This window comes from Winogradskyella wandonensis (assembly GCF_004346845.1).
GTDB classification, from domain to species: domain Bacteria; phylum Bacteroidota; class Bacteroidia; order Flavobacteriales; family Flavobacteriaceae; genus Winogradskyella; species Winogradskyella wandonensis.
On the sequence record NZ_SMGI01000001.1, the window covers coordinates 39162 to 64921 of the forward strand.

The window sequence follows — 25760 nt, forward strand, 5'->3', positions numbered from 1 at the left end:
ATGGAATTTAGAATTTAAGAGTTTGTATTTTTTACACGTTCTGCATAAACAATGTAATATCGTGGTGTAAACCATCTAAGTAGAGGTCTTAGTCCAATTTTTTTTGTTGGATTGGTCCATTTTTGGGTTGCTTTAATTTCCCAACCGGCTTTTTCTAAGAGCCAATCAAATTGCCAATCTTCAAATTCGTGATAGTGCCTATCCCACTTGTCTGTTTTGCTTCTGTAAGCTGGAGAAAACCATAAACGCAAAGGAACACTTGCCACCAATTTTTCTGCTTTTATAGATTTTAAAACCGTAAAAGGAGAGAGAAGATGCTCAAAAATTTCGAAAGCTGTAATAACTGTTGCTTCAGAGTTTTCGATGGTTGAGGTATCTATATCTAAATCTTCGCCTTTCGTGTTTTCGACACTAAAATTATGAGCCTTCATGATTTTGGTCAATGGGTTTTCGACACCTAAATCTAGTATTGTTTCAGACGCATCAACGTGCTTTTTTAGAAATTCTAGCGTTAACTTAAATCGTTTGCTTGGGTATGTGTTTTCGTACATTAGTTTTTTAGACAAAACACTAAAGCAAATTTCAGTGTTGTGTTAATATTTATAGACTACAGCGTTTATATGCATTCCTGCACCGACACTTGCAAAAATAATAACATCACCCTTATTAATCTCGTGGTTATCTAATTTATTATTTCTAATTAAATCAAAAAGTGTCGGTACCGTAGCTACCGAGCTATTCCCTAATTTATGAATACTCATAGGCATAATATCTTCTGGGGCTTTTGCTTTGTATAGTCGATAGAAACGTTTAATAATGGCTTCATCCATTTTTTCATTTGCTTGGTGGATGAGTACTTTTTTAACTTCAGAAATAGCTATTCCGCTTTTATCCAAGCAATCTTTCATAGCTTGAGCTACATTGGTTAATGCAAATTCATAGATTTTGCGACCATGCATCTTTATGTAACGTGTGTCAGGGCATAATTCTTTATTATTTGAGTTTCCAAAGAAAAGATAGTAAGCTTCGTCATAAGTAAAACTTGCTGTTTCGTGCGCTAAAATTCCTCCGTCTTCATCAGTGACTTCAACAATACTCGCCCCAGCACCATCTGAATATATCATAGAGTCTCTATCGTGCTTATCTACAACACGAGATAACGTTTCTGCACCAATAACTAAACAGCGTTTAGCCATACCCGCTTTAATATAGGCCTGGGCTTGTATAACACCTTCGACCCAACCAGGACAACCAAAAAGGATGTCGTAAGCAACACACTTAGGATTTTTAATGCGAAGTCTATGCTTAATTCTTGATGCCAAACATGGTAAAATATCACTCTGTATAGTATTGTGTTTTACATCTCCAAAATTGTGAGCACAGATAATGTAGTCTATAGTTTCCATATCTACATCGGCATCGTCAATAGCTTTTTGTGCAGCAAGAAATCCGAGGTCAGAAGCTGTTAATTGTTTATCTGCATACCTGCGTTCTACAATACCAGTAATGGCCTTAAATTTTTCTACAATAACTTCGTTTGGATAATCAATGTTAGAGCCATCAGCGTTTAAAAATTTATGCTCATGAAAATCCTCATTTCGCTCTATGCTTTTAGGTATAAAACTTCCAGTTCCTGTTATTTTTATAGCCATAGTTGTGTTATTTTTTATAAAACTAATCAACTAAACTAACTAATTATTTGAATTACAGGAATTTTAAATGCTAAAATGAATTTTTTTTTGGATATTCTTAGTTTTTGGTGTTTTTACTATAAAAACCATAAAAAAAGCACCTATATTAGATGCTTTTCTTAAGTCTATAATTTTGAAATATTATACTTCCGCATAAGCTTCGATAGGTGCGCAGCTACAGATTAAGTTTCTATCGCCAAAGGCTTCATCAACACGTCTTACGGTAGGCCAAAACTTATTGTCTGCAACAAACTCTAATGGAAAAGCCGCTTTTTCTCTTGAGTATGGTAAGTTCCACTCGTCCGAGGTTAGCATTTCCATAGTATGTGGCGCATTTTTAAGAACATTGTTAGGCTCATCTTTAGAGACTGTTTCAATTTCTTCTCGAATAGAAATCATTGCGTCACAGAATCTATCCATTTCGGCTTTGCTTTCACTTTCAGTAGGTTCTATCATCATTGTTCCAGCCACAGGGAATGACACGGTTGGTGCATGGAAACCATAGTCCATTAGGCGCTTTGCAATATCGACTACTTCGATGCCTTTTTCTTTAAATGCACGGCAATCAATAATCATTTCGTGTGCAGCTCGGCCATTTTCTCCGGTATATAAAGTTGGGTAATACCCTTCTAAGCGCTCTTTTATGTAATTGGCATTTAAGATAGCAACTTCGGTAGCTTCTCTAAGACCTTTTGCACCTAACATTTTAATGTAACCGTAAGAGATAATGCAGGCTAAAGCAGAACCAAATGGTGCGGCAGAAATTGCTGTTATGGCTTGGTGACCACCAGTTTTCACTAATGGATTGCCAGGTAAAAACGGCACCAATTGCTCTGCAACACAAATTGGACCTACACCTGGACCACCACCGCCATGAGGAATAGCAAAGGTTTTGTGCAGGTTAAGGTGGCAAACATCAGCACCAATATTTCCTGGATTTGTAAGTCCTACTTGGGCGTTCATATTTGCGCCGTCCATGTAGACCTGACCTCCATTATCATGAATAATTTGTGTTATTTCTTTAATTGCAGATTCGTAAACCCCATGAGTTGAAGGATAAGTAACCATGAGCGCCGACAAATTATCTTTGTGTAATTCGGCTTTTTCTCTTAAATCGTCAACATCAATATTTCCATTGTCGCTGGCCTTAGTTACAACAACTTTCATGCCTGCCATGACTGCACTTGCTGGATTTGTACCGTGCGCAGAAGATGGAATTAGACAAATATTTCTATGATGGTCACCTCGAGATTCGTGATAAGCTCTTATGACCATGAGTCCAGCAAATTCACCTTGAGCTCCAGAATTAGGTTGTAAAGACGTTCCTGCAAAACCGGTAATTTCAGTTAATTGATTTTCGAGCTCATTTAGCATTAACTTATAGCCAGTAGCTTGGTCTGCCGGAACAAAAGGATGCATATTACCCCAACTATACCAACTTAACGGCAACATTTCGGATGCTGCATTTAGTTTCATGGTACATGATCCTAAAGAAATCATAGAATGATTAAGAGCTAAATCTTTACGCTCTAAGCGTTTGATGTAACGCATTAATTCTGTTTCCGAATGAAATGAATTAAATACATCATAAGTTAAGAACTCTGATTTACGCTGAAGCTCGCTAGGTACTGTTTCGGTATCTAAGAGTTCGGTAATTTTATCAGTAGTATTGCCTGTAACAGCTTCAAAAATTGAAACAATTTCGTTTAAGTCATCAATCGTTGTTGTTTCGTTAATTGAAATAGTTACGGTGTTGCTATCTGGATAGTAAAAGTTGACTTCTTTCTTTTCAGCTTCGTACTTTACATTTACAGGATCTGCTTTAATCTGGATGGTATCAAAGTAATGCGTGTTTACTTGTTCTAAACCTAGATTTTCTAAAGCTTTTGACAAGGTTGCTGCTGAATTTTTTACCTTATTAGCAATAAACTCTAAACCTTTTGGGCCATGATATACGGCATACATACCAGCCATAACGGCTAATAAAACTTGTGCAGTACAGATGTTTGATGTTGCTTTGTCTCTTTTAATGTGTTGTTCTCGCGTTTGTAATGCCATACGTAAAGCACGATTTCCATCTACATCTCTGGTAACGCCTATAATACGACCAGGTACATCTCTTTTGTAGGCTTCTTTGGTTGCAAAAAATGCTGCATGAGGTCCGCCATAGCCCATTGGAATTCCAAAACGCTGTGTTGTACCAACAACGACATCAGCTCCAAATTTTCCTGGCGCTTCAAGTTTTATTAAGCTTAAAATATCTGCTGCTACAGCGACTTTTATACCTTCTGCATTTGCACGCTCAATAAAGCCTTTGATGTCTGTAATTTGGCCATTTTTGCCAGGATATTGCAATAAAGCACCAAAAAATTCGTCACTTAGATTGTATTCCGCTTCATTACCTATAACAAGCTCGATACCTATTGGAATGGCTCTTGTTTCTAACAGAGAAATGGTTTGAGGTAGTACCAAGTCTGACACAAAGAATTTATTAACTCCAGCCTTCTTCTGGTCACGTTCTCTAACAGCAAAAAGCAGGCTCATAGCCTCGGCGGCAGCTGTACTTTCGTCTAAAAGAGATGCATTAGCCATTTCCATTCCTGTTAAATCAATAACCATGGTTTGGTAATTAAGCAAAGCTTCCAATCGTCCTTGAGCGATTTCTGCTTGATAAGGCGTGTAGGCGGTGTACCAACCTGGATTTTCTAGAATGTTTCGTTGAATTACCGAAGGTAGATTAGAAGGGTGATAGCCCATGCCTATATACGACTTATAAACCTTGTTTAAATTAGAAAGTTTATAGATGTGAGATAGGTACTCCTGCTCGCTCATTGCAGGTTCTAAATCTAAATCTTGTTTTAGACGAATATCAGCAGGAACAGTTTCTGAAACTAATTGTTCTATACTGGTGACGCCTATAGTGTTTAACATGGCTTTTTGCTCCTGAGGACTTGGGCCAATGTGTCTTAATGCAAAAGAAGTTGTGTCCATTCTTTTCTAGCTGTTTTTTTTGATACGCAAAAATACGGAATATGCACTTTTTTTTAGTTAATGAATACTAAAGTTTTTAACCGAAAATAGGTGTTATTAACACATTGCCTATTTTTACAATATGAAGGTGTTAAAGTCTCTCTTTAGCTTTTATGTAAATAGCAGTATTCACGTAGCATTAGCAGTTTATGCGATGACATGGGTGACCCTAGTTGGTTTGGATTTATCCTATGATGAAAACAGCCTTTACTTTGTTTTTTATGCCACGATTACAGCTTATAATTTTGTAAAGTATTTTGGCTTGGCAAAATTTCATCATCGAAGTTTGGCTAATTGGCTTCGTATTATACAAGTGTTTTCTGCGTTTTGTTTTCTGTTGATGTGCTTTTACTTAACACGGCTTAAACTCGATGCTGTTTTATTAGTCGGTGGTTTAGCTTTAGTTACTTTTTTATACGCGATTCCGTTAATTCCTAAGCGTTTTTTGTTTGATGAGGAGCAAAACCTTCGACAGGTAGGCGGATTAAAGGTCTATATTATTGCAATGGTTTGGAGTTTTGTTACTGTGTTAATTCCTGTTTTAAATAATGGTTATGAAATAAATTCAGATGTGATATTGTTGCTTATCCAACGATTTTTTATTGTTATTGTTTTGATGTTACCTTTTGAGATAAGAGATTTGAAATACGACAGTTTAAAACTGGCAACTATACCTCAAAAAATAGGCATAAAAAAAACCAAAATAATAGGTACACTATTGCTTTTGGCTTATTGGATTCTAGAGTTTTTTAAGAACGAACTCACTAATGCTTCTGTTCTTTCTACTTTTATGTTAGTTGGTATTACATTTTTACTTTTGCTTTTTTCGACGGAAAGACAGACGAAATATTATGCATCGTTTTGGGTGGAAGGTATTCCTATATTTTGGCTTATTTCTTTATTGCTGCTTTCTTAATTCGCGTTCAAAAGCTTGCTGAAGTGCGGTTTTCTCTTCTGGATTTAAACAATCTGCCTCGGCTTCTTTTATGGCCTCAGTCAATTTTGTATTGCGCTTTGTATAGGCTTGAGTAATTTTACACCAAGATAATCTAATTTTAAGTTTTATTTTTTCCCAAGTTGTAGCTTCACCATATTGGTTTTTGTCACAAATATGATGCGCCTCTTCACAACTAATAAATAAGATACTTTTTTTCATTTTTGTTAAAACCAATTTTCTTCCATGCAACTCGCCATAGCCGTTCTTGCTCTATGGATAATTACCCAGAGGTTAGACGCAGTAATGTCTAATTCATTACAAATTGCTTCAGTTTCATAATTTAATAAGGTTTTCATTTTAAAAACCTCTGCTTGTTTTGACGGCAGCTTACCCAAACAGTCGTGTATAGCTATGCCTAGCTCAGTGTTTTCCAAGTCATCCTCAGCAGTTTTGTCAAAAGGGTCCGCAACGCGTTCTTCGAGCCAATCGCCCTCGGTTTCTGCATCGCTGTTGTAAGACATGCGTACTTCGGCTTTACCTTTATTAGAGTTAATTTTCCTGTAGTGATCAATTATTTTTCGTTTCAAAATAGCAATTAACCAAGTACGCTCACTAGCTTCACCTTTGAAATTAGCCATAGATTTAAGCCCCGCCAAAAACGTTTCTTGTACTAAATCTTGTGCAATTTCTCTATCGCTCACACGAGTTATGGTGTAATTAAAGAGGTAATCGGAATAGTCTTTTATCCAATTATTAGGATTTATAGAATGCTCTGCCATTGTGGGACATAAATTTCAAAAGCTAAAAATAGTTCAAAAAAATGAGAATTTTATATCTAACTACTGATTGCTCTTATTGTATCTCCGATAGTAGTGTATTTAAATTTGAAACCATATGCACTTAGTCGTTCAGGAATTACATTTCGGCTTTTTAAAACTAATTCTGTTTCTGTACCGATGAGTTTTGCGCCAAACTCTAATAACCATTTTGGGTGTGAAATACCAAAAGGAATTTTCAGAGCTTTTCTAATTGTTTTCATTAACGTTTTATTATTAGTAGGCTTTGGAGCTACGATATTAAAAGTGCCATCTAAATCATTGGTCAATATAAAATCAATAGCTCTTGCAAAATCTAGCTCATGAATCCAACTCACTTTTTGGTTACCATGCCAGTGTTTTCCGCCTAATCCAAATTGAGCTAATCGCTTTAATGGTACAAAAGCGCCCCCTTTTTTTTCAAAAACAATTGACGTTCTCATAATTACCTTTTTGGTTTTTGGGTTGGTAATAGAATTAAATGCTTGTTCCCATGACTTTGCAATATTCATTGAGAAATCATCACCAATATCTCCGTTTTCTTCTGTCATCTCTTTTCTATATGAGTCTTTATATATTGTGGCTGTGGAAGAATTGAACCAATATTTGGGTGGATTTTCGCACAAATTTATGGCTAAACCTAGGACATTGGTTGAGTCTATTCTTGAATCATGAATACGTTTCTTGTTTTCTTCGGTATATCTACAGTCCACAGATTTTCCGGCAAGATTTATAAGCGCAAAAGTGTTTTCTATATCGTTAGTCCAGTTTCCAAGATTATTGCCATCCCAGAAAATGTGGTTTTGCTTTAAGGGTTTTCGAGTCAAGATTTTGATTACATATCCTTTATCATGAAAATACTGTTCTAGAACTTGACCTAAAAACCCTGTTCCACCTGCTATTACAATTGTTTTCATAACTATATAACTTTAGTGGTTTTTGTTGTAAAGCGTCTAGATTTTTTTCTTCCTCTAAAGAATAAGAATAGATTGAAGAATAACATTATGCCTAAATAAATAGTGAAGCCTCCAATCTTTTTACTTAGAATTTCCATGAGTGTTTGATTACTCATTTCGTAATTTGAACTGTAACCGTAGATTTTCATAATATACAAAGCAAACCCAATATTGATAAGGTAGAAACCAATTTCAAATAATTTGTTAGTAGCCAAAGCAATATCTTCTTTTCCTCTAAAAATATCTATCATAAAGAGTCTCCCGTTTTTAAAAAGTAGTTTTGAAACGTAAATGGTTAGAAAAATAACTATTGGTAAATAGATAATGTAGCCGATGATAATTTTTGAATTTTCCATAATTTATTGATTTAAAAGTTTCGATTTATTTAGATGCTTCAGCCAGAATATGTTGTTATAATGCATTAAGGCCAGTAGCAGTATTATTTTACCGATGGTATACGATAATGAGTTCAACATTTCAATTGCAGAATGTACATATTCCCAATAGGCAATTGTAATGATGGCGTATCCTATATTGGTTAGATAATAGCCTATTAAAAGGAGGTTATTTATACTTTTTACAAGCTCAGAATTGTTCTGAAAAAGATTAAGCAAAAACACTTCTCCATTTTTATAAAACAGCCAACCGATTTTTACCATTATAAAAATGATGATGGGCAAGTAGATGCAATATGTGATGAGGTTATAGTTCATTTTTCAATTTTTATTCTATAGGTAATGTATAGATGGAATAGTGCAGTTAGCATTGGTAGACCAAAGTATAATAAGATATTATCAAAAACGCTATTCAAATAGACAAGTGATAAAACCGAAGCTGCTAAGATTAAGTAAAAAGCAATAAGTATTTTTGTCGTTTTGCTTAGCGTTTTGAAGTAATAAAGTATTACAAGACTCATTAGTATTTGAGCAGCCCCGAGCACCATGCTAAATAACATGCCTAGATAAACAGTTAGGTAAAGTCCGGCAGTAATCGAAAAAAGGACAAGATTAATTTTGAATAGTTTTTTCATAATTTTTAATATTTAAAACTTTCAGAAAATATTGAAAGTTAAGTTTAAAAAAATAGGAATCTATTTTATGAGTTTAAAAACAGATTTCGTCAGCCAATTTTGTTTTTGGTCCATAAGTTTATTTATCATCGCGTCTGCGTCCTTAGTTAAGTTATGTAAAGCTTTAGTTTGTTTAATTAATTCTTTTGTTATTTCAGTGCCGTCGTCTTTAATAGAGGAGACTTCATCCAAAACTTTAATTACAGGCTTTATTTCTCTTCGACTGCGCTCTTTTGCAATAACTCTAGCTAATTCTTGTACGTCTTTTTCTGTAGTAAAAAATTCTTTGCGCTCCCCAGAGACAAGTACTTTGGTCACAATGCCCCAATCCATAAGTTGTCTTAAATTCATACTGGTATTTCCACGAGAGATTTTAAGGTCTTCCATAATGTCTTCCATAGACAGAGGTTTTGTGGATATAAAAAGCAATGCCTGTATTTGTGCCATGGCTTTATTTATGCCCCATAGCGTGCCTAGGCTTCCCCAAGTGCTTATAAATTTGTCTTTTGCTTCTTGATACTCCATAAGACAAATATACAATAATTTTTAAACTTTCAATAATTATTGAAAGTTTATTTTATTTGTAGATGAATATGGTCATCATGTCTTACTGCTTTACAGCCATGAAATCGAATTTTAGAATAATTTGATAAACCCATACTTTTCTTTAAATGTGGCTCAATAAAGATTTTTTGAGTTTTAGTTCCGTTGTGAAGTGTTTCAATCAAAAGTTTCGTCTGTTTCGAATCAAATTCTACATCATGGTTTATTCCAAGGCTTAAATATTTTGAAAAATCATATTGCCAAAACCCTTTAGATTTACATCTCGAAGCTGTAAAGTTTTCATCTGAATTCGCGTATGCGCCATACCCTGAAAATGAAGGAGAATCTTCTGTTGATTTTCCATTTTCATCTTTGTATTTAAACGATAAGTCAATCTTTTTACCATCATCATGACTTGAATGTGGTAAAAGGGGAAAACCATCAAAAAATGGAAAATTAGCATCTAAATATTGCATTTGTAATTGACATCGTTTAGAAGTTTCAATTAGTAAAATTTTCAATTCAGGCTTCACATAATTTCTAAATGCAAGTGGATAAAACCAATTTGCAGATTTTAAATGTTCATTAAAATAAGGAAGTTTTTCTCTACCTGTAAATTTTGCAATTGGAGGAATAACAAAAAGATTAAAAACCAAATATAATATTGGGAAAACCAACCTTTTTCTGAATTTATACTTCTTGCAAATAACTAAAGATAGAAGCCAAATGATTCCGCCAACTTGTGTGATTGCAGTCATAAATACCGTTAGTAACAAATGACCAAGAAACTTAAGTAATCTCATTGTTTAATAACGAGATGTTTTTAAAGTTATTTCAACAACCCAGCACGTCTCAACAACGCCTCTGGCTTAGGCTCTTGTCCTCTAAATTTCTTGTAAAGTGTCATTGGATTTTCTGTGCCACCTTGAGATAAAATATAAGCCTGAAATTTATGAGCTACGGTTTTATTAAAAATACCTTCTTCTTTAAAATACTCAAAAGCATCGGCATCCAAAACTTCAGCCCATTTGTAACTGTAATAACCGGATGAATAACCACCTTGAAAGATATGTGCAAAAGCTGTACTCATACAATTTTCCTTTACGTCAGGATATAGGTTGGTATCACCAAAGGCTTTTTCTTCAAAATCTTTTACAGACCTGATTTCCGAAGGATTTTCATGTGCGTGCCAAGCCATATCCAACAATCCAAAACTGATTTGACGAAGAGTTTGCATTCCTTCTTGAAAGGTAGCTGAAGCTTTTATTTTGTCTATTAATTCCATGGGGATGACCTCGCCAGTTTCGTAATGTGTGGCAAAAAGTTTTAGCGTTTCTTCTTCATAACACCAGTTTTCTAAAATCTGACTTGGTAACTCCACAAAATCCCAATGTACACTTGTACCCGATAAACTTGGGTAGGTTGTGTTGGCCAACATACCGTGAAGTGCATGACCAAATTCGTGGAACAACGTCGTAACCTCATTAAAGGTTAGGAGTGAAGGTTTGCTTTTTGTAGGTTTTGTAAAGTTGCAAACAATAGATACATGCGGACGATGATTGTGTCCATCCTTGATCATCTGAGGTTTGTAAGACGTCATCCATGCACCATTTCGTTTTCCTGCTCTGGGGAAAAAATCGGCGTAAAAAATGGAAACTAATTCGCCATCAGCGTCAACAACTTTATAGGTTAACACATCTTTGTGATACTTCTCAATCGTGTCAATTTCTTCAAATTGTAAACCGAATAATTTTTCAGCAACTGTGAACGCTCCATCGATAACATTTTCTAGCTTGAAATAGGGTTTCAATTGCTCATCATCCAAACTAAATAGTTTCTGCTTCAACTTTTCAGAATAGTAAGCGGAATCCCACTTTTGCAGTTGGTCACTTGTACTGAGCGCAGTCGAAGGGTCTTTTATTTCCTTGGCAAACTTTTCTAACTGCTCGAATTCCTCTTCCGCAGCTGGTTTAGCTTTTTCTAATAATTCATTTAAGAATTTTTGAACATTATCTGGTGACTCTGCCATGCGCTCTTCTAAAACAAAATGCGCATGCGTTTTGTAACCTAATAATTGGGCTCGCTCATTTCGGAGTTTTGCAATCTCTAAGACGTTGTTTTGATTGTCAAGTTCATCGCCCTTAAAACCTTTGCTACCAAAAGCTTTTGAGAGTTGTTCCCTCAATTTGCGATTATCGGCATAGGTCATAAACGGAATATAGCTTGGGTAATCTAATGTAATGAGCCAGCCCTCTTTTCCTTTGCTTTCGGCTAATTGTTTAGCGGCTTCCTTTGTGTCATCAGGTAAACCAGATAAATCCGATTCATCGGTAATTAATAGTTCAAACTTGTTGGTTTCAGCAAGAATATTTTCGCCAAATTTTAATTTTAGTTGACTTAATTGTTTGTCAATTTCGCGAAGTCTTCCTTTCTTATCTTCAGAAAGATTAGCGCCGTTTCTAGAAAAACTCTTGTATTTTTTATCGAGAAGTGTGCTTTGTTCAGTTGTTAATTTTAAATCAGATTTTGAATCATAAACCGCCTTAACGCGCTTAAATAAATCTTCATTCAGTGTAATATCATTACTAAATTCTGATAATAATGGCGAAACTTCTTGAGCGATTTTTTGAATCTCATCATTGGTTTCTGCTGAATTCAAATTAAAAAATATACTTGAAATTCGGTCTAATTCTTCACCTGAATAATCTAACGCTTCAATCGTGTTTTCGAATGAAGGTGCTTCAGAATTATTCACAATAGCATCAATTTCGGCTCTAGCTTTTTCTATAGCCGTTGTAAAGGCTGGCATAAAATCTTCAGTCTTAATTGAAGAAAATGGTGCTGTATTGTATGAGGTTTTGAAGGGTTTATTTAAGATTGTCATTTTTTTTAAAAAGTTTTTTGAGTCCGATTAGAATATCTGTTACTGGATATATTAATGAGAAAATTAAGCCAATTGGCCCGTAGAATTTCGCTTTGAAGTTGTTAATTTCTAAAGGATAATGAGTAGGTTCAAAAGTCATTTCCCATGACAAATAAAAAATAAAAGCACAGAATGGATAAACAATCAATCGTAATAATATTTCTTCTGCCAATTGCATTTAGTCATTATTTCAAATCCTTAGAAGATTCAATAACCTTAGCTTTTAAGCCTTCTTTATAGACTAAAACTTTATCTAAAACGCATTTATCGCTAGAGCCTAAAATCTGTGCCGCTAAAATCCCAGCGTTTTTTGCACCATTAAGGGCAACGGTTGCTACAGGTACGCCACCAGGCATTTGCAAAATAGACAATACCGAATCCCAGCCGTCTATAGAATTGCTGCTTTTTACCGGAACGCCAATTACAGGAAGTGGCGATAATGAGGCTATCATTCCAGGTAAATGCGCTGCACCACCAGCACCAGCAATAATCACTTTTATCCCTCGCTCATGAGCGTTTTTTCCATAGTCGAATAATTTTTCTGGTGTGCGATGTGCCGAAACAATATCGACTTCGACCTCAATATCAAAACCTTTTAAAATATCTACAGCATCTTGCATGACTGGTAAGTCACTCTTGCTACCCATGATTACGCCTACTTTGCTCATAATTATTTGCTTATTACTTCTATAGTTTCCTTAACGTTTTGCGCTATAGCGCGCGCTTTGTTTATGTCTTTATCTACAATGGTTACGTGTCCCATTTTACGGAACGGTCTGGTTTGTTTTTTTCCATAAATGTGCGGTGTTACACCATCCATCGCCATAATGGTTTCAATGTTTTTATATTCCACATCACCTGTGTGATTTTCTGCACCAACAAGGTTTACCATAACGCTAGCCACTTTACTATCGGTATTGCCCAATGGTAAATCTAAAATGGCTCTTATGTGCTGCTCGAACTGGCAGGTAAAGCTACCTTCGATACTTTGGTGACCAGAATTGTGTGGTCTTGGGGCCACTTCATTCACCAAAATTTTATCATCTTTAGTTAAGAACATTTCAACGGCCAACAGGCCAACATGTTGAAATGCTTCTGAGACCTTCAATGCCAAGCGCTCTGCTTTGTCCGTTATCGCTTTCGGTAATCGGGCAGGACACAATACGTATTCTACTTGATTGGCTTCAGGGTGAAATTCCATTTCAACCGTAGGATACGTTTTAATCTCTCCAGAAACATTTCGAGATACAATTACAGATAATTCATTTTTAAACGGAATGAGGTCTTCAGCAATACATTCGCCTTTTGGTAATTGCTTTACATCCGAAAATGAGCGAACGACTTTTACGCCCTGACCGTCATAACCAAAACGCGCGCTTTTCCAAACAAATGGTAATTCTAATCCACCATTGGTTATGGCATCTTCTATTTCTGAAACATAGGCAAAACGTGAAAAAGATGCTGTTGGAATATTATGGTCGGTATAAAATAATTTTTGTGTGGCTTTATTCTGAATGATTCTCAGCGTTTTCGAGGAAGGAAACACCTTTTTGCCTTCGTGCTCTAGTTGTTCAAGAGCATCAACGTTTACATTTTCAATTTCAAAAGTTAAGACATCCACCGAACGTCCAAAATCTAAAACGGTATCATAATCTAAAATATCACCTTGAATAAATTCATCACAAGCTAATCGCGCTGGTGCATCTTGGCTAGAATCAATAACTTTTGTTGTAATATCAAATTTTCTGGTGACATAAAGCATCATTTTGCCCAATTGGCCGCCACCCAATATACCGAGTTTAAAGTTTGATGAAAAATAGCTCATATTCACGTTCCGCGAGAGCAGAAATCTTTTTTACGTTCAACATAATTTGCTAACAAAAATACACTAATTATAGAAGAATATTCCAAAATAGGAAACCAAAAATAGTCAATCCTCAATCTATTGATTATCTTTGCACTTTCAAAATAATAACATGCTCGTTAAGCTTCAAGATTTATATTTTAAACCCTTTATTTCCGAGGAGAAAATACAAGATGCTGTACAGCAAATGGTAGATGCTATTGCAGTAGATTTAAAGGACGAAATGCCCATTTTTGTTGGTATTCTCAACGGGTCTTTTATGTTTGTTAGTGATTTTGTGAAAAAGTACCCTCATCCTTGTGAGGTTACTTTTATAAAGCTAGCCTCTTATGATGGTGTAAAATCTACCGAAGATATCCAACGACTTATTGGTCTTACACAAGACTTAACTGGCAGAACAGTTGTTATTTTAGAAGATATTATAGATTCTGGAAACACGCTCGAAGAAGTACATCGTATTTTTGAAAATGAGAACGTAAAACAACTCATTATAGCAACCTTGTTTTACAAACCAGAGGCTTACAAGAAAGACTTTAAACTTCACTATGTTGGTATAGAAATTCCTAACAAATTTATTGTCGGTTATGGCTTAGACTATAATGGCTTAGGGAGAGATTTGCCAGCTGTTTATCAACTTAAAACTACACAACACATGACTAACATTGTATTATTTGGCCCACCAGGAGCAGGCAAAGGTACACAGGCAAATTACTTAAAAGACAAATACAATTTGGTACATATTTCTACTGGAGATGTATTTCGATATAACATAAAAAACGAAACTGCTTTAGGTACTCTAGCAAAATCATACATTGATAAAGGCGAATTGGTGCCAGATGAAGTTACTATTGATATGTTGAATGCTGAAGTAGAAAAAAATGCGGATGCTAATGGTTTTATTTTTGATGGTTTTCCAAGAACAAATGCCCAAGCAAAAGCTTTGGATGCATTAATGAACTCTAAAGATTCGCAAATCAATGCAATGGTGGCTTTAGAGGTTGATGACGAGGTATTAGTTGGCCGTTTATTAGAACGAGGAAAAACTAGTGGAAGAGCAGACGATGCCGACGAAAATGTTATAAGAAATCGTCTAAAAGTGTATTATGATGAAACAGCAGTAGTTGCAGATTATTACTCTGAACAAAAAAAATACGTAGCTGTCGATGGTGTTGGAACTATCGAAGAAATCACTGAGCGTCTAAGCGCTGTTTTAGATAAGCTATAATCACCAAGTGAGTTTAAACTTTAAGCTTTAAACTTTTCATTTTAAACTCAAGAAATGACTGAAGGAAATTTTGTTGACTATGTAAAAATGCACGTCTCTTCTGGTAACGGAGGAAAAGGGTCTTCGCATTTACATCGTGAAAAATATAATGCTAAAGGTGGACCAGATGGTGGTGATGGTGGTCGAGGTGGTCACGTTATTATTCGTGGTAACGAAAACCTTTGGACACTACTGCATCTTAAATTCAAAAGGCATATTAGAGCTGGTCATGGCGAGCATGGTAGTTCTGCTAGAAGTACTGGTGCTGATGGTCAAGACGAGTATTTAGAGGTGCCGTTAGGTACTGTAGTTAGAGATACCGAAACTAACGAGATTCTTTTTGAGATTACAGAGGATGGAGAGGAAAAAATTATTGCCGAAGGCGGAAAAGGCGGTCGAGGTAATTGGCATTTTAAGAGTTCTACAAATCAAACACCACGCTATGCACAGCCCGGTATTCCTCTTGAAGAAAAACACATTACCCTTGAGCTAAAGGTTTTAGCAGATGTTGGTTTAGTGGGGTTTCCTAATGCAGGAAAATCGACTTTATTGTCTGTAATGACATCCGCAAAACCAAAAATTGCAGATTACGAATTTACAACTCTTAAACCTAACCTAGGCATCGTTAAATATCGCGATTTTCAGTCTTTTGTCATGGCTGATATCCCCGGAATTATAGAAGGTGCGGCAGAAGGAAAAGGTTTGGGTTATTACTTTTTAAGGCATATAGAGCGTAACTCTATTTTGCTATTTTTAGTTCCTGCCGATGCAGACGATATCCTAAAACAATACGAGATTTTGTTAGACGAATTAAGACGCTATAATCCTGAAATGTTAGACAAGGAACGTTTTCTTTTAGTATCTAAATCTGATTTATTGGATGAGGAGTTAAAAGCAGAACTAAAAATAGAACTTGACAAAACTTTGCCTATAGACTATATGTTTATGTCTTCAGCAGCACACCAAGGTATTCAGGAGTTAAAGGATAAGCTTTGGAAGATGCTTAATTCGTAATTATACGCATTTGTAAAGCGTTAAAATTTATACTTCAGCTTCAAAATTTAGTATCTTTAAAAGAAAAAGATGAAGCTAATACGTTATTTTTTAGTCCTCGCATTATTCACTTCCTGCGGAGCTTATGTAGACTACGACTACGATAAAAACACCAATTTTTCAGAGTACAAAACCTATAATTATTTTACCGATATGCAATCTGGATTAAGTCAATTAGATTTAAACCGTATAATGAATTCTATAGATGCTAAAATGAAGGCTTTGGGATACACAAAGTCAGAAACACCTAGTTTTAATATCGACATTTCAACAGCAGAAGTTACCAATAGTCCAAATAGTAATGTTGGTGTTGGGATTGGCGGTACTGGTCGTAATGTTGGAGGCGGCGTCTCTATTGGTATTCCTGTTGGAGGCAATAGAGCTATGCGTGAAATAAAAATTGAATTTGTTGACGACTCTAAAAATGGAACGTTTTGGCAAGCCGTGACGACACAATCTAATATTGGAAACACTCCAGAAAAACGCGAGGAAAGTTTCGATAAATTAATAGAAAAAGTCTTTAGTAAATTTCCTCCAAAGCAAAAATAAGTTTCGTTAAGGTGTTGTTAAGTGGGCTTGTATTAGAGCTTCTACCTATTACATTTAGGTAACAAAATCAACAATCAAATGAAATCTTTAAAACACACACTAGCAATCTTATGCATTGCTATCTTCTCATTTTCTAATGCACAATACGATGTAAAACCACCAAAAGGCTACACTCAAGATATTGGTAATATGGTATCAATGCTCGATGGTTTAAAAGAAAGAGTCACACGCATCGTTAGAAATATGGATCAAAACGCAACTGACTTTCTGCTCGATGAAAATGCAAATACACCTGGCGCCATGATTTATCATTTAGCAGCAACAGAAAAATATTATCAGGTGTACACTTTTGAAGGGAGACAATTTAATAAAGAAGAAGAGGAAAAATGGGGGACTGCCTTAAGTCTTGGTGATAAAGCTCGCAAAGAGTTTGTTGGAAAGCCTATCTCTTATTATTTAGAAATTTACGATGAGGTTAGAGCAAAAACCAAAGAACTTTTAAAAACTAAAGACGATAAGTGGTTTGCAAAAAATAATCAAGGTATGACAAATCACTGGGCTTGGTTTCATGTCATGGAACATCAAGCTAATCACATGGGACAGTTAGCTATGATTAGTAAACGGATTAAGTAATTGACATTGCAGCTAAACGTCAGGTTGAGCCTGTCGAAACCGATGAAATTTATTCACTATCTAACAATTATATTTCTCCGTTTTAGTCGAAATGACAGCAATATTTACTTTTCAATCAGCCTTTTATTTAGTCAACTTTTACCCGAATGCCTTCAGAATGACTACTAAATTCTGGCGCATACATCGATTGAATTGTGGTAATGCCATTACTCATATCTCCAGAATTATTAACTCTTAAATCGTATTCAAAAACATAAACACCTTTCGGTAAATAATCGATAAAGAAATTAGTTGCGGCATCTTTTGTGCTTTCGTAATAACCCAAACCATCTTGCCATTTGTATTGAGATAACACATTGATAGGCTCAAAACCTGCAGCACGCATATCTTTAAGATGTAAGAATTCCATATCGCGGTCGCTACGTAATTCTATACGGACTTTTACTAAATCACCAACATTGAGTTTGGTATCTTTTGTAATTTCTGTGATTTCTTCACCACGGTCAGTATTGGTTTTTAGGAATAGTTTTTTCTTCAGTTTAAGCGGTGTTTCAGCAGGTGTGATTTTATCCAAATCCTCAAAATATTGCCAATAAAGCGCACCCCATGCGATGCCTTCGCCTTTTTTAGAAAGCGTGACTTTAGATTGCTCTGGATTAATTTCAGAGCCATTCCAACTAGTTTTGTAGTAACCTGTACCAGCTTCAACTTTTACGTTTTCTAATTTAGAGGGTGAAATCGTTTCAGTGCCGACTTGCACATCAACAGCTTCTGTAACATCTAGCCATTCGCTTCCTTGGAGCAATAATGCGTAGACCGCTTCGGTTGTAGCTTTGGTAGTTTCCCATTTGTTAGTCTGCTTATTTTTAAGCAGCCAAATTTTAAGGTTGTCAATGGTTTCTATATCGTTTTGAATTTCAGAAAAGGCTTCAATCAATAAGGCTTGGGTTTCAATTGGTGCCTGGTGCCAATACCAAGATGCTGTGTTTTCTTTCCAATACATGCCTAATTCTTCAGAAGTAATAGAATTTTCTTCCAAAGATTTTAAGATTTTAGAAGCTGTTTTTTCGTCTTGATTTCTATGAGAAACTAACGCCATTAAACCTTTGGCATAAAGCGAACGTTTTAGCCAGTATTTTTGAATTTGCCCCATGTAGTAATCCATAATTTTAGAGACTTCGTTTGAAGCTTTAATTTCAGGATAAAAGCTGCGGACATATAAATAATGCAATTGCGTGTACGATAAATGGTCTTTGTTTAAATCTACTTTAGCGCTATACTTTTTAAGGTCTTTATAGTCTTTGACGAATTCTTGATCTAGATAATTTATAGCTTTCTCTATCATTGGCATCTCGACTTCGCTTGATTTGACAGATAGTTTTTTGAGGTGTCCAAAACCAGAAATTATATGCTGCGTAATATACCTGTTATCACGTCCGCCACTAAACCAAGGCCATGCCCCAGAATTATGTTGGTTGTTTTTGAGCTTTCTAATAGAATTTTGTAGCTCGTTATTCATTTTGTTTAAATCGAATAACAAGGCAATGCGTTTTTTCTGCTCCGTTTCAGATTGGGCATCTCGTAACCAAGGTGTTTCTTCAATGAGCAACGATTTTAATTCTTGGTTTTTTTCTAAGTTGGAGATAAGCGCATCTTGAGATGCCCACTGGTTAAAAACTGTTTCTATTCTAGGGTTAGAGTTTACAATATGTTGTGCCAATGCATTAGCGTAATAGCGACTAAAGGTTTGCTCATTACAATCGTAAGGATACTCCATCAAATATGGTAAAGCTTGTACAGCATACCACGCTGGATTAGATGTGATTTCTAATGTCAGTTTATGATTTATTAAGGTCGAAGACGAATTATTCGCCAGCTTATCTAAAGTGAATGTTTTGGTTTGATTAGAACGCACCCACATTGGTAAACTCTCAGTCACTAGCATTCTGTTGGTTAAAACAGGTAAAACGTTTTGCTCACCGTCGCTGAATTCTTCAGATTGTGCAATGATTTTATATTGTACAGCTTGAATGTCATCAGGAATGCTTAAAATCCACTCTTTTGAAGTATTACCTTTGGCATCAACTGAAAAGGTCTCGACTGCGCTCGACCCAATAAGTAAGTTGGTGACATTTTTGCTCGTAACAGCATCTTCTAAAATAAGTTGTGCTTGTCCAGATAAAGGTTTATCAGTAAGATTTGCGATTTTAGTACTAATCGTAATCTCATCGCCTTGGCGCAAAAAACGTGGAGTATTAGGTAAAACCATCAATTCTTTTTGGGTAACGGCTTCAAATTGCGCTACTGAACTTTCTAAGGTTTTGGTATGCGCTAAAAGTTGTAATTTCCACTTGGTTAAGGCTTCTGGAGCTTTAAAATTGAAACTCACATTGCCGTCTTTGTCCGTTTGTAACTGTGGAAAAAAGAACGCCGTTTCTTGAAGGTTTTTACGGATTTGGATTTGTTTTGTTGGAACGCCATAAATTTCCATATATGCAGCTCCAATAATAGTTGAATCTCCAGGAACTAATTTTACTTTGTCTGAAATGAATTGATATTCTGCGTCTTCAATATTATCAGCATTAGCGAAGCGAGCTTCTTCACTAGATACTGTTGCCAATGCAGAACTAACTTTTGCTGATTTTTTTGCTCCTGAATATCCGGTAATTACAACTTCATCCAAACTGGCATAATCATCAGTAAGTATTATCTGTAACTTATTATACTTATCAACCTTGTGTTCTATAGTTTTCATTCCAACATATGAAAACACAAGTACTTTATCATTTTTTGCTTCAATTTCAAATTTACCGTCAAAATCAGTTTGTGTTCCAGTAGCAGTTCCCTTTACAATAACGTTTACACCAGGTAACGTTGCACCAGTAAAGTCTGTAACTATGCCTTTTATAGTACCATCTTTAATTGTATCATCATAATTAGAAATTATCTTAGATTTTATGGAGTTTATATTTCTGAAATATGCTCTTCGGGCTTGAGATTCATTTCCAAAATAAAACCCAAACCAGTTCCAAGTATCAAAGCCTTGGTAGCTGTAATTTTTTGTAGTTCTAAAATAATTGGCATTTCTGAAATTTACAACACCAAAGCTTCTGGAATAGTTTGTATTAATTCTAGAATTGTAGTTTGGTCTATAAATAGGAGAGAAGTTCCAGTCGTTGGATTTAAATTCATCTAAAGAGGCATCGTACATGCTCGCTAAAACTTCGGCAGTAACTTTATCGCCCTTTGGTCCTTTGATTTTAAATTGCCAAGTCTCATCTTGTCCTGGTTGCAACTTATCTCTAAATGTGCTTGTTTCAATTTGTAAATCGGTTTTAGGATAAGGGACATTGACAGTGATACTTCCAGAGTTTAAGTAATTAAAAAACGAAAAACTATAATGCACCACAAAACCACCGTAATCAGCCTCGTTAATAGGTAGTGCTATTTGTTTTTTTGATGTGCTTAGTTTATGGATTTGTGTGTCGATAAGTTTGCCCTGTTTTTCTACACTTATGGTAACGTAGGCCTCTTCTGCTGCCGTGCCAAAAGTTAGTTTGGCGTTATCTTTTGGTCGATACGTGTCTTTATCTAAGCTGGCATCAAACAACATATTATCTGCAACAATCTTGTCGGAGTCACTGTATAAAAATGTATAGGCTTGGTCTTTTACATCTTGCCCAAACTTATCTTTGGTTTCTAATGTGATAAGGTAAGTACCAGATTCCCAATTTTTGATGCGTTTTAGGGTTATTTCTTTAGATTTTTCGGTATCAAAATCAGTTTCAAAAATAGCTTTGCCTTTGTCCCAGTTTTGTATTTGGCTCTCATTATCATAAGCCCAATGCGCGAATTGTTGTTTAAACTCGGCTTCACTCAAATAGTTGTAATCGGGAGCAGGCCATGGTCTTGGACGAAGCACATACTCTGGGTGTTTTAATTTGTAAATCTGTAGTGTTCCTTTAGCAGGAACATATTCGCCGTTTAAATTTGCTGTGCTGATGCTTAATTCGGTTGTTTTTTGTGATTTATTTATTTTTTGCGGCGCAATTATGTTCGCAGTTAACGCATGATAGCCCACGCGCACAATTGTTGTAGCGCTTCTTGTTTCCCCATTAATGTCTGTGACATCTGCTGTAACTTCGTAGGAGAAAACCGGTAGATTATCTTTAGGAGCTTTTTCGTCTGGTAATGCTTTAAAAGTAATCTCAAATTCGCCTTTTGCGTTTGTTATTGTTTCTCCAAATGTGATTTCTTGTTCGCTGGAATTATAGCTTGGTCCTCGCCAATAATACCAATTAGGGAACTGTACATTTCGCTTAACGCGATACACTACTTTAGCATCTGTAATGGTGCTTCCTGCAAAAGCGATAGCATTTCCTTTTACGGTTACACTATCATTAACTTTGTAGGTTTCTGTTACTGGCGAAAATTCAGTTTTAAACTTAGGACGCTTGTATTCTTCAACAGAAAAATAATGAGATGAAAATCCTAAAACCTCGGATGTAGTGTTTATAGAAAAATCGCCCGTCAGTCCGCCATCTGGTAAGATAAACTCACCATGAAAGGAGCCGTATTCGTTTGTGACAAATTGAAGTTCCTTTAGCTTTTGACCATTGACATCATGTAATTCGGCTGTAATAACTTCGTTAGATACAACATTTGTTTTTCTATCTTCAGTTTTGATTGCAATACCTTTAAAATATACCGTTTGTCCTGGTCTATAAATACTTCTGTCCGTAATAATAAAGGTTCTATAATTAATTTTTGAATTGTTATTTGTGTCGTAGCGTCTGTTGATATAATAATTGCCAAATACAGCAGTTTCGCCATTGTAATTAATGGTTGTAGTGACGTCGTAGTAATTTGTGCCATTTTTCGCAAAAACAAAACGTCCTTTTTTGTCTGTGGTAAAAGAGGATTTACGTCTATCGTTTCTGTCGTATGATGCTGTATATACCATTTCTACAGAAGCCCCGACGATAGGCTGTCCGTTATTACGGTTTATAACTTGGTAGTTAACAGTATCATTTTCCTGAGCTTCTAATAATGCTAAATTTGTCACTTGAATGTCGGCAGTGGCAAAAACATCAGTTTTAGTATGTGCCGAGATAAGATAAAGTCCATTTTCTAGCGGCGGAAGCACGAGTTCTAAACTGTGATTTTGATAATCGTTTTCGTTTTTAAGTGGACTTGTAAACGATTTTACAGCCTTTAGTTTAGTGAGAAATTTAGATTTTTCTTCGACATTATAAAGTCTGTAGAATCTATTAAGTTTTGATTTGTTGACTTTATAGATTTTAAAATCTAAGGCTTCAAGATTTTTATAATTCACTAAAACCAAGGATGGCTTATTTACAGGAATGTGTTTTTCGGTTCGTAGATTTAGCGTAGGATTAAGGATTTGTTCTTTTAAAACTTCACACTGTTTTGCGCCATCACTACTTGGGAATTTATTTATTATAGCCTCACAAAGCTCTAAGGCTTCTTTGTTTTTCCATCTATAATTATCACTGTCTTCACTAGCATTTGCATGGTATTTAAGAGCGAGTTTATTTAGCTGATTGGCTATCTCAAAACTGTATAAACTAGAATTTATAGTATTAGAAATGCCTTCTAATTCCTGAGTGTAAGTTTCGATTAACTTAGTTTCGGTATCGTTAAAAGTTGCATTTTGTTTTACAAAATCTAAACGCTTAATATTAGTCGAGATGTAAGCTTTTGACGTCTTATCTTTTTGATGAAAACGTAAAATATTTTGAAAGATTTTTAAGGCATTTAATTGAAGGCTTACCGAATCTTTTGAGCTAATATTTAAACCCATAAATATCTCTGACGGTGCAATAAATTCGGGCTGACTTATAGTAAATTTATAAGCGGGTTGATTAATGCCGTTTTCCGTAGTTTGGTAAAACTCTAAAGCATTATGACTTAAAAAATCAAAGAGTGTCGGCCGGTAGGTTTTAGAATCCTCAACCTCGTTTAAAAGCGCACTGTATTTTTCTAAAGGTTCTTGCTGAAGTATTAAGCCATTCTGTAAAGAAAACTGATAATATTTATGAATTTCGGCAAATAACGTTTGCAAATCCCAGGTTCTAAAATCCTCTCCAATCTGTACATCGGTTTTAGAGCGGTTATAAAATTTATAACGGTTGTTTTGGTAGTATTGCCAATAGAGTTTTGCCAATAAATTTTCTAAAATGTGTGTTGTTAAAACATCTTGAGATTCAATTTCGGTTTTAAAATTTTCAATAATTTTAAGTTGTGAATCTTCTTCAAGGATTTGCAAATACTTGCTTTGGTACAATAAAGATTTTACAATTTGAATACTGTTCTTTTCTGACTTCGCTTTTTTAAATATATTATCTACAGCTTCAGAAGCCGATTTGGTTAAGCCTTCAGTTTCTAACTTCTCTACAGCAGCCCAATCAGAATCGTAATTAGTGTTCTGAGCTGTTGAAAATGAAGAAAAGCAGATGATTATCAAGGCAATAATATTATATTTCATGAGTGTTGTATTTTCAGCAAAATACCTTCAAAAGGTATTCCAAAAAAAGACATAATACGTAAAGGTATTATTTGGCTGAGTTAAGTTAGTAATTTTCTGAGGGAATACGTCTGTAAGAAAAATAAATATTTACGACTTTATATTATATGCTGCTATTTGTATTTTAGTACACGTAATGAGATACCTTATCCTTTTATTATTTTTTTCTAATGTGCTTTTAGGGCAATCGCCTAAAGAAAAGGCGGCACAATGCATTACGGAAAAAGCTTACATAAAGGCAGAAAAGTTGATGTTGGATTACGTTAAAAATCACCAAACGGATAAAGAGGCAATAGAATTACTAGGTGATAGCTATGGTTACCAAAAAAAATGGGATAACGCGATTGAACAGTATAGAAAATTAAAAGATATAGACGATAGCAATGCCAATTACCACTATAAATATGGAGGTGCTTTAGGTATGAAAGCACAACAGGTTAGTACGCTAAAGGCATTAACACTTATTGGCGATATTAAAGAAGCGTTTCTTAAAGCAGCAGCGCTAGATGCTAAGCACATAGACGCACGTTGGGCGCTAGTAGAATTGTACATTAGTTTACCTGGGATTGTAGGCGGAAGTACAAAGAAATCTTTAAAATATGCCAATGAGTTAGAGAAATTATCTAAAGTTGATGGTTATTTGGCTAAAGGTTATGTTTACGAATATGATAATCAACCAAAGCTTGCTGAAAAGTATTACAAGCTAGCAGTTAAGGTTGGTGGGTCGTTAAATTGCTATGAAAAACTCTCTAATTTATACGAAGCCTACAATGAGCCAGACAAGGCGATAGCCACAATAGAGGCATCTCAAGATAAACACAATCGTAACGCACTGCATTATCAACTTGGCAAAGTATCAGCCGATTATAACATTCAATTAGATAAGGGCGAACAATGTTTACTTCAATATATAAAGCATTACACCGCAGCTGATGGTGTGCCCTTAGAATGGGCCTATTATCGATTGGCTCAGATATACAAACACAAAAACAACACTAAAAAAGCCCTTAATTTTATCGACAAAGCACTATCACTTCGGGCAGATTTTAAGCAAGCTTTAAAAGAGAAGCGGGTAATTTCTACTAAATAAGCAGCGTTTTTAAGTAAATTATGATTTTGGGTTATAGCTAATTAACCTAAAAATATGTTAATAATTCGCAAATATGATAGTAATACTATTAAATTAGCGGTTTAAATTATTAATGATGAAAAATTTACTTTCAAATATTAAGATTTCGGTACCAGAAAAAATTTTTCTGAAAGATCCAGAATCTTCAGATTTAGGTAAGCGTATTATCGAGCACAGTATATTATTGATTGATGAAATAGGCTTTGATAATTTCACATTTAAAAAGTTGGGTGCAAAAATTGGCTCTAACGAGAGTTCTATTTATCGCTATTTCGAAAGTAAGCATAAGCTATTACTATATCTTACTTCATGGTACTGGGCTTGGATAGAATATCAGTTGGTTTTTTCTACATCTAATATTCCAAATCCAGAAAAACGACTTCTAAAAGCAATAGAAGTTGTAACGCAAACAATTAAGGAGGATTTTGATTTCTCTCACGTCAATGAAGTAAAGCTTAATCAAATTATCATTAATGAATACTCAAAATCCTATCTTACAAAAGAAGTGGATAGCGAAAATAAAGAAGGCTATTTTGTGGTGTATAAGCGTCTTATAGCTAGACTTAGAGATATGATTTTGAATGTTAATTCGGAGTATAAATATGCCTCTAGTATCTCTAGTACTATTGTCGAGGGAGCTTTACATCAACATTTTTTAAAAGATCATTTTAAATCTATAACAGATTGTAACGAGACAGTTACGCCAACACAATTCTTTCAAGAATTAACTATCAACGCCATTAAATCCTAATTAATC

General features: G+C 35.1%; 22 protein-coding genes. 7 read left to right on the forward strand and 15 right to left on the reverse strand.

Features of this window, described 5'->3' with window-relative positions; translation table 11 throughout:
• Positions 1-14: 14 nt before the first annotated feature.
• From DFQ05_RS00170 to gcvP, 3 genes are all read right to left on the reverse strand, one after another.
• Entirely contained in the window at positions 15-551 is a 537-nt protein-coding gene (locus DFQ05_RS00170; RefSeq protein ID WP_132702367.1) for a class I SAM-dependent methyltransferase, read from the reverse strand.
• A 42-nt stretch (positions 552-593) separates the two neighbouring features.
• Positions 594-1652, reverse strand: a complete 1059-nt coding sequence (locus DFQ05_RS00175; protein WP_132702369.1) for a 3-oxoacyl-ACP synthase III family protein — start codon at positions 1650-1652, stop codon at positions 594-596.
• Positions 1653-1832: 180 nt separating this feature from the next.
• Complete coding sequence (gene gcvP / locus DFQ05_RS00180; RefSeq protein WP_132702371.1) at positions 1833-4682, reverse strand: aminomethyl-transferring glycine dehydrogenase; 2850 nt, start codon at positions 4680-4682, stop codon at positions 1833-1835.
• Positions 4683-4803: 121 nt separating this feature from the next.
• Here gcvP and DFQ05_RS00185 point away from each other — a divergent pair, with 121 nt between their 5' ends.
• Positions 4804-5637, forward strand: a complete 834-nt coding sequence (locus tag DFQ05_RS00185; protein WP_132702373.1) for a hypothetical protein — start codon at positions 4804-4806, stop codon at positions 5635-5637.
• Here the strand turns inward: DFQ05_RS00185 and DFQ05_RS00190 are convergent.
• The 11 genes from DFQ05_RS00190 to DFQ05_RS00240 all read right to left on the reverse strand — a co-directional run bounded on the left by DFQ05_RS00190 (position 5620) and on the right by DFQ05_RS00240 (position 13789).
• On the reverse strand, positions 5620-5877 hold the full coding sequence (locus tag DFQ05_RS00190) for a hypothetical protein (RefSeq protein WP_132702375.1): 258 nt from the start codon (positions 5875-5877) through the stop codon (positions 5620-5622). The genes DFQ05_RS00185 and DFQ05_RS00190 overlap by 18 nt on opposite strands.
• A 5-nt stretch (positions 5878-5882) precedes the next feature.
• Entirely contained in the window at positions 5883-6437 is a 555-nt protein-coding gene (locus DFQ05_RS00195) for a sigma-70 family RNA polymerase sigma factor (protein ID WP_132702377.1), read from the reverse strand.
• Positions 6438-6493: 56 nt separating this feature from the next.
• On the reverse strand, positions 6494-7390 hold the full coding sequence (locus DFQ05_RS00200; RefSeq protein ID WP_132702379.1) for a TIGR01777 family oxidoreductase: 897 nt from the start codon (positions 7388-7390) through the stop codon (positions 6494-6496).
• Positions 7391-7392: 2 nt separating this feature from the next.
• Positions 7393-7785, reverse strand: a complete 393-nt coding sequence (locus tag DFQ05_RS00205) for a hypothetical protein (protein WP_132702381.1) — start codon at positions 7783-7785, stop codon at positions 7393-7395.
• A gap of 3 nt (positions 7786-7788) precedes the next feature.
• On the reverse strand, positions 7789-8142 hold the full coding sequence (locus DFQ05_RS00210) for a hypothetical protein (protein WP_132702383.1): 354 nt from the start codon (positions 8140-8142) through the stop codon (positions 7789-7791).
• Between the two features lie 377 nt (positions 8143-8519).
• Positions 8520-9023 (reverse strand): GbsR/MarR family transcriptional regulator, encoded by a 504-nt coding sequence (locus DFQ05_RS00215; RefSeq protein WP_132702385.1) that lies wholly within the window; start codon positions 9021-9023, stop codon positions 8520-8522.
• Positions 9024-9070: 47 nt separating this feature from the next.
• The gene (locus tag DFQ05_RS00220) at positions 9071-9844 is read right to left on the reverse strand and encodes a hypothetical protein (protein ID WP_132702387.1); all 774 of its coding nucleotides are present in this window, start codon (positions 9842-9844) and stop codon (positions 9071-9073) included.
• Between the two features lie 26 nt (positions 9845-9870).
• A complete protein-coding gene (locus DFQ05_RS00225) occupies positions 9871-11925 on the reverse strand; it encodes a M3 family metallopeptidase (RefSeq protein ID WP_132702389.1) in 2055 nt (684 codons plus the stop codon).
• Positions 11909-12142 (reverse strand): hypothetical protein, encoded by a 234-nt coding sequence (locus tag DFQ05_RS00230; protein WP_132702391.1) that lies wholly within the window; start codon positions 12140-12142, stop codon positions 11909-11911. Before DFQ05_RS00230 ends, DFQ05_RS00225 begins: the two co-directional genes overlap by 17 nt.
• A gap of 7 nt (positions 12143-12149) precedes the next feature.
• Positions 12150-12632, reverse strand: coding sequence for a 5-(carboxyamino)imidazole ribonucleotide mutase (gene purE, locus DFQ05_RS00235; RefSeq protein ID WP_132702393.1), 483 nt, complete (start codon positions 12630-12632; stop codon positions 12150-12152).
• A gap of 2 nt (positions 12633-12634) precedes the next feature.
• Entirely contained in the window at positions 12635-13789 is a 1155-nt protein-coding gene (locus DFQ05_RS00240; RefSeq protein WP_132702395.1) for a 5-(carboxyamino)imidazole ribonucleotide synthase, read from the reverse strand.
• 151 nt (positions 13790-13940) lie between these two features.
• On the opposite strand from DFQ05_RS00240, the gene DFQ05_RS00245 reads away from it, so the two are divergent.
• From DFQ05_RS00245 to DFQ05_RS00260, 4 genes are all read left to right on the forward strand, one after another.
• A complete protein-coding gene (locus DFQ05_RS00245; RefSeq protein ID WP_132702397.1) occupies positions 13941-15053 on the forward strand; it encodes an adenylate kinase in 1113 nt (370 codons plus the stop codon).
• A gap of 54 nt (positions 15054-15107) precedes the next feature.
• Positions 15108-16106 carry a GTPase ObgE gene (obgE, locus tag DFQ05_RS00250; protein ID WP_132702399.1) on the forward strand — a complete coding sequence of 333 codons (999 nt, stop codon included), beginning with the start codon at positions 15108-15110 and terminating at the stop codon, positions 16104-16106.
• 69 nt (positions 16107-16175) lie between these two features.
• Positions 16176-16694, forward strand: a complete 519-nt coding sequence (locus tag DFQ05_RS00255) for a DUF4136 domain-containing protein (RefSeq protein ID WP_132702401.1) — start codon at positions 16176-16178, stop codon at positions 16692-16694.
• Between the two features lie 78 nt (positions 16695-16772).
• Entirely contained in the window at positions 16773-17327 is a 555-nt protein-coding gene (locus tag DFQ05_RS00260) for a DinB family protein (RefSeq protein WP_132702403.1), read from the forward strand.
• A 127-nt stretch (positions 17328-17454) separates the two neighbouring features.
• Here the strand turns inward: DFQ05_RS00260 and DFQ05_RS00265 are convergent, their stop codons facing one another.
• The gene (locus DFQ05_RS00265) at positions 17455-23835 is read right to left on the reverse strand and encodes an alpha-2-macroglobulin family protein (RefSeq protein ID WP_132702405.1); all 6381 of its coding nucleotides are present in this window, start codon (positions 23833-23835) and stop codon (positions 17455-17457) included.
• A 175-nt stretch (positions 23836-24010) separates the two neighbouring features.
• Here DFQ05_RS00265 and DFQ05_RS00270 point away from each other — a divergent pair, with 175 nt between their 5' ends.
• Positions 24011-24964 (forward strand): tetratricopeptide repeat protein, encoded by a 954-nt coding sequence (locus DFQ05_RS00270; RefSeq protein WP_132702407.1) that lies wholly within the window; start codon positions 24011-24013, stop codon positions 24962-24964.
• Positions 24965-25079: 115 nt separating this feature from the next.
• Positions 25080-25754, forward strand: coding sequence for a TetR/AcrR family transcriptional regulator (locus tag DFQ05_RS00275; RefSeq protein WP_132702409.1), 675 nt, complete (start codon positions 25080-25082; stop codon positions 25752-25754).
• Positions 25755-25760 lie beyond the last annotated feature (6 nt).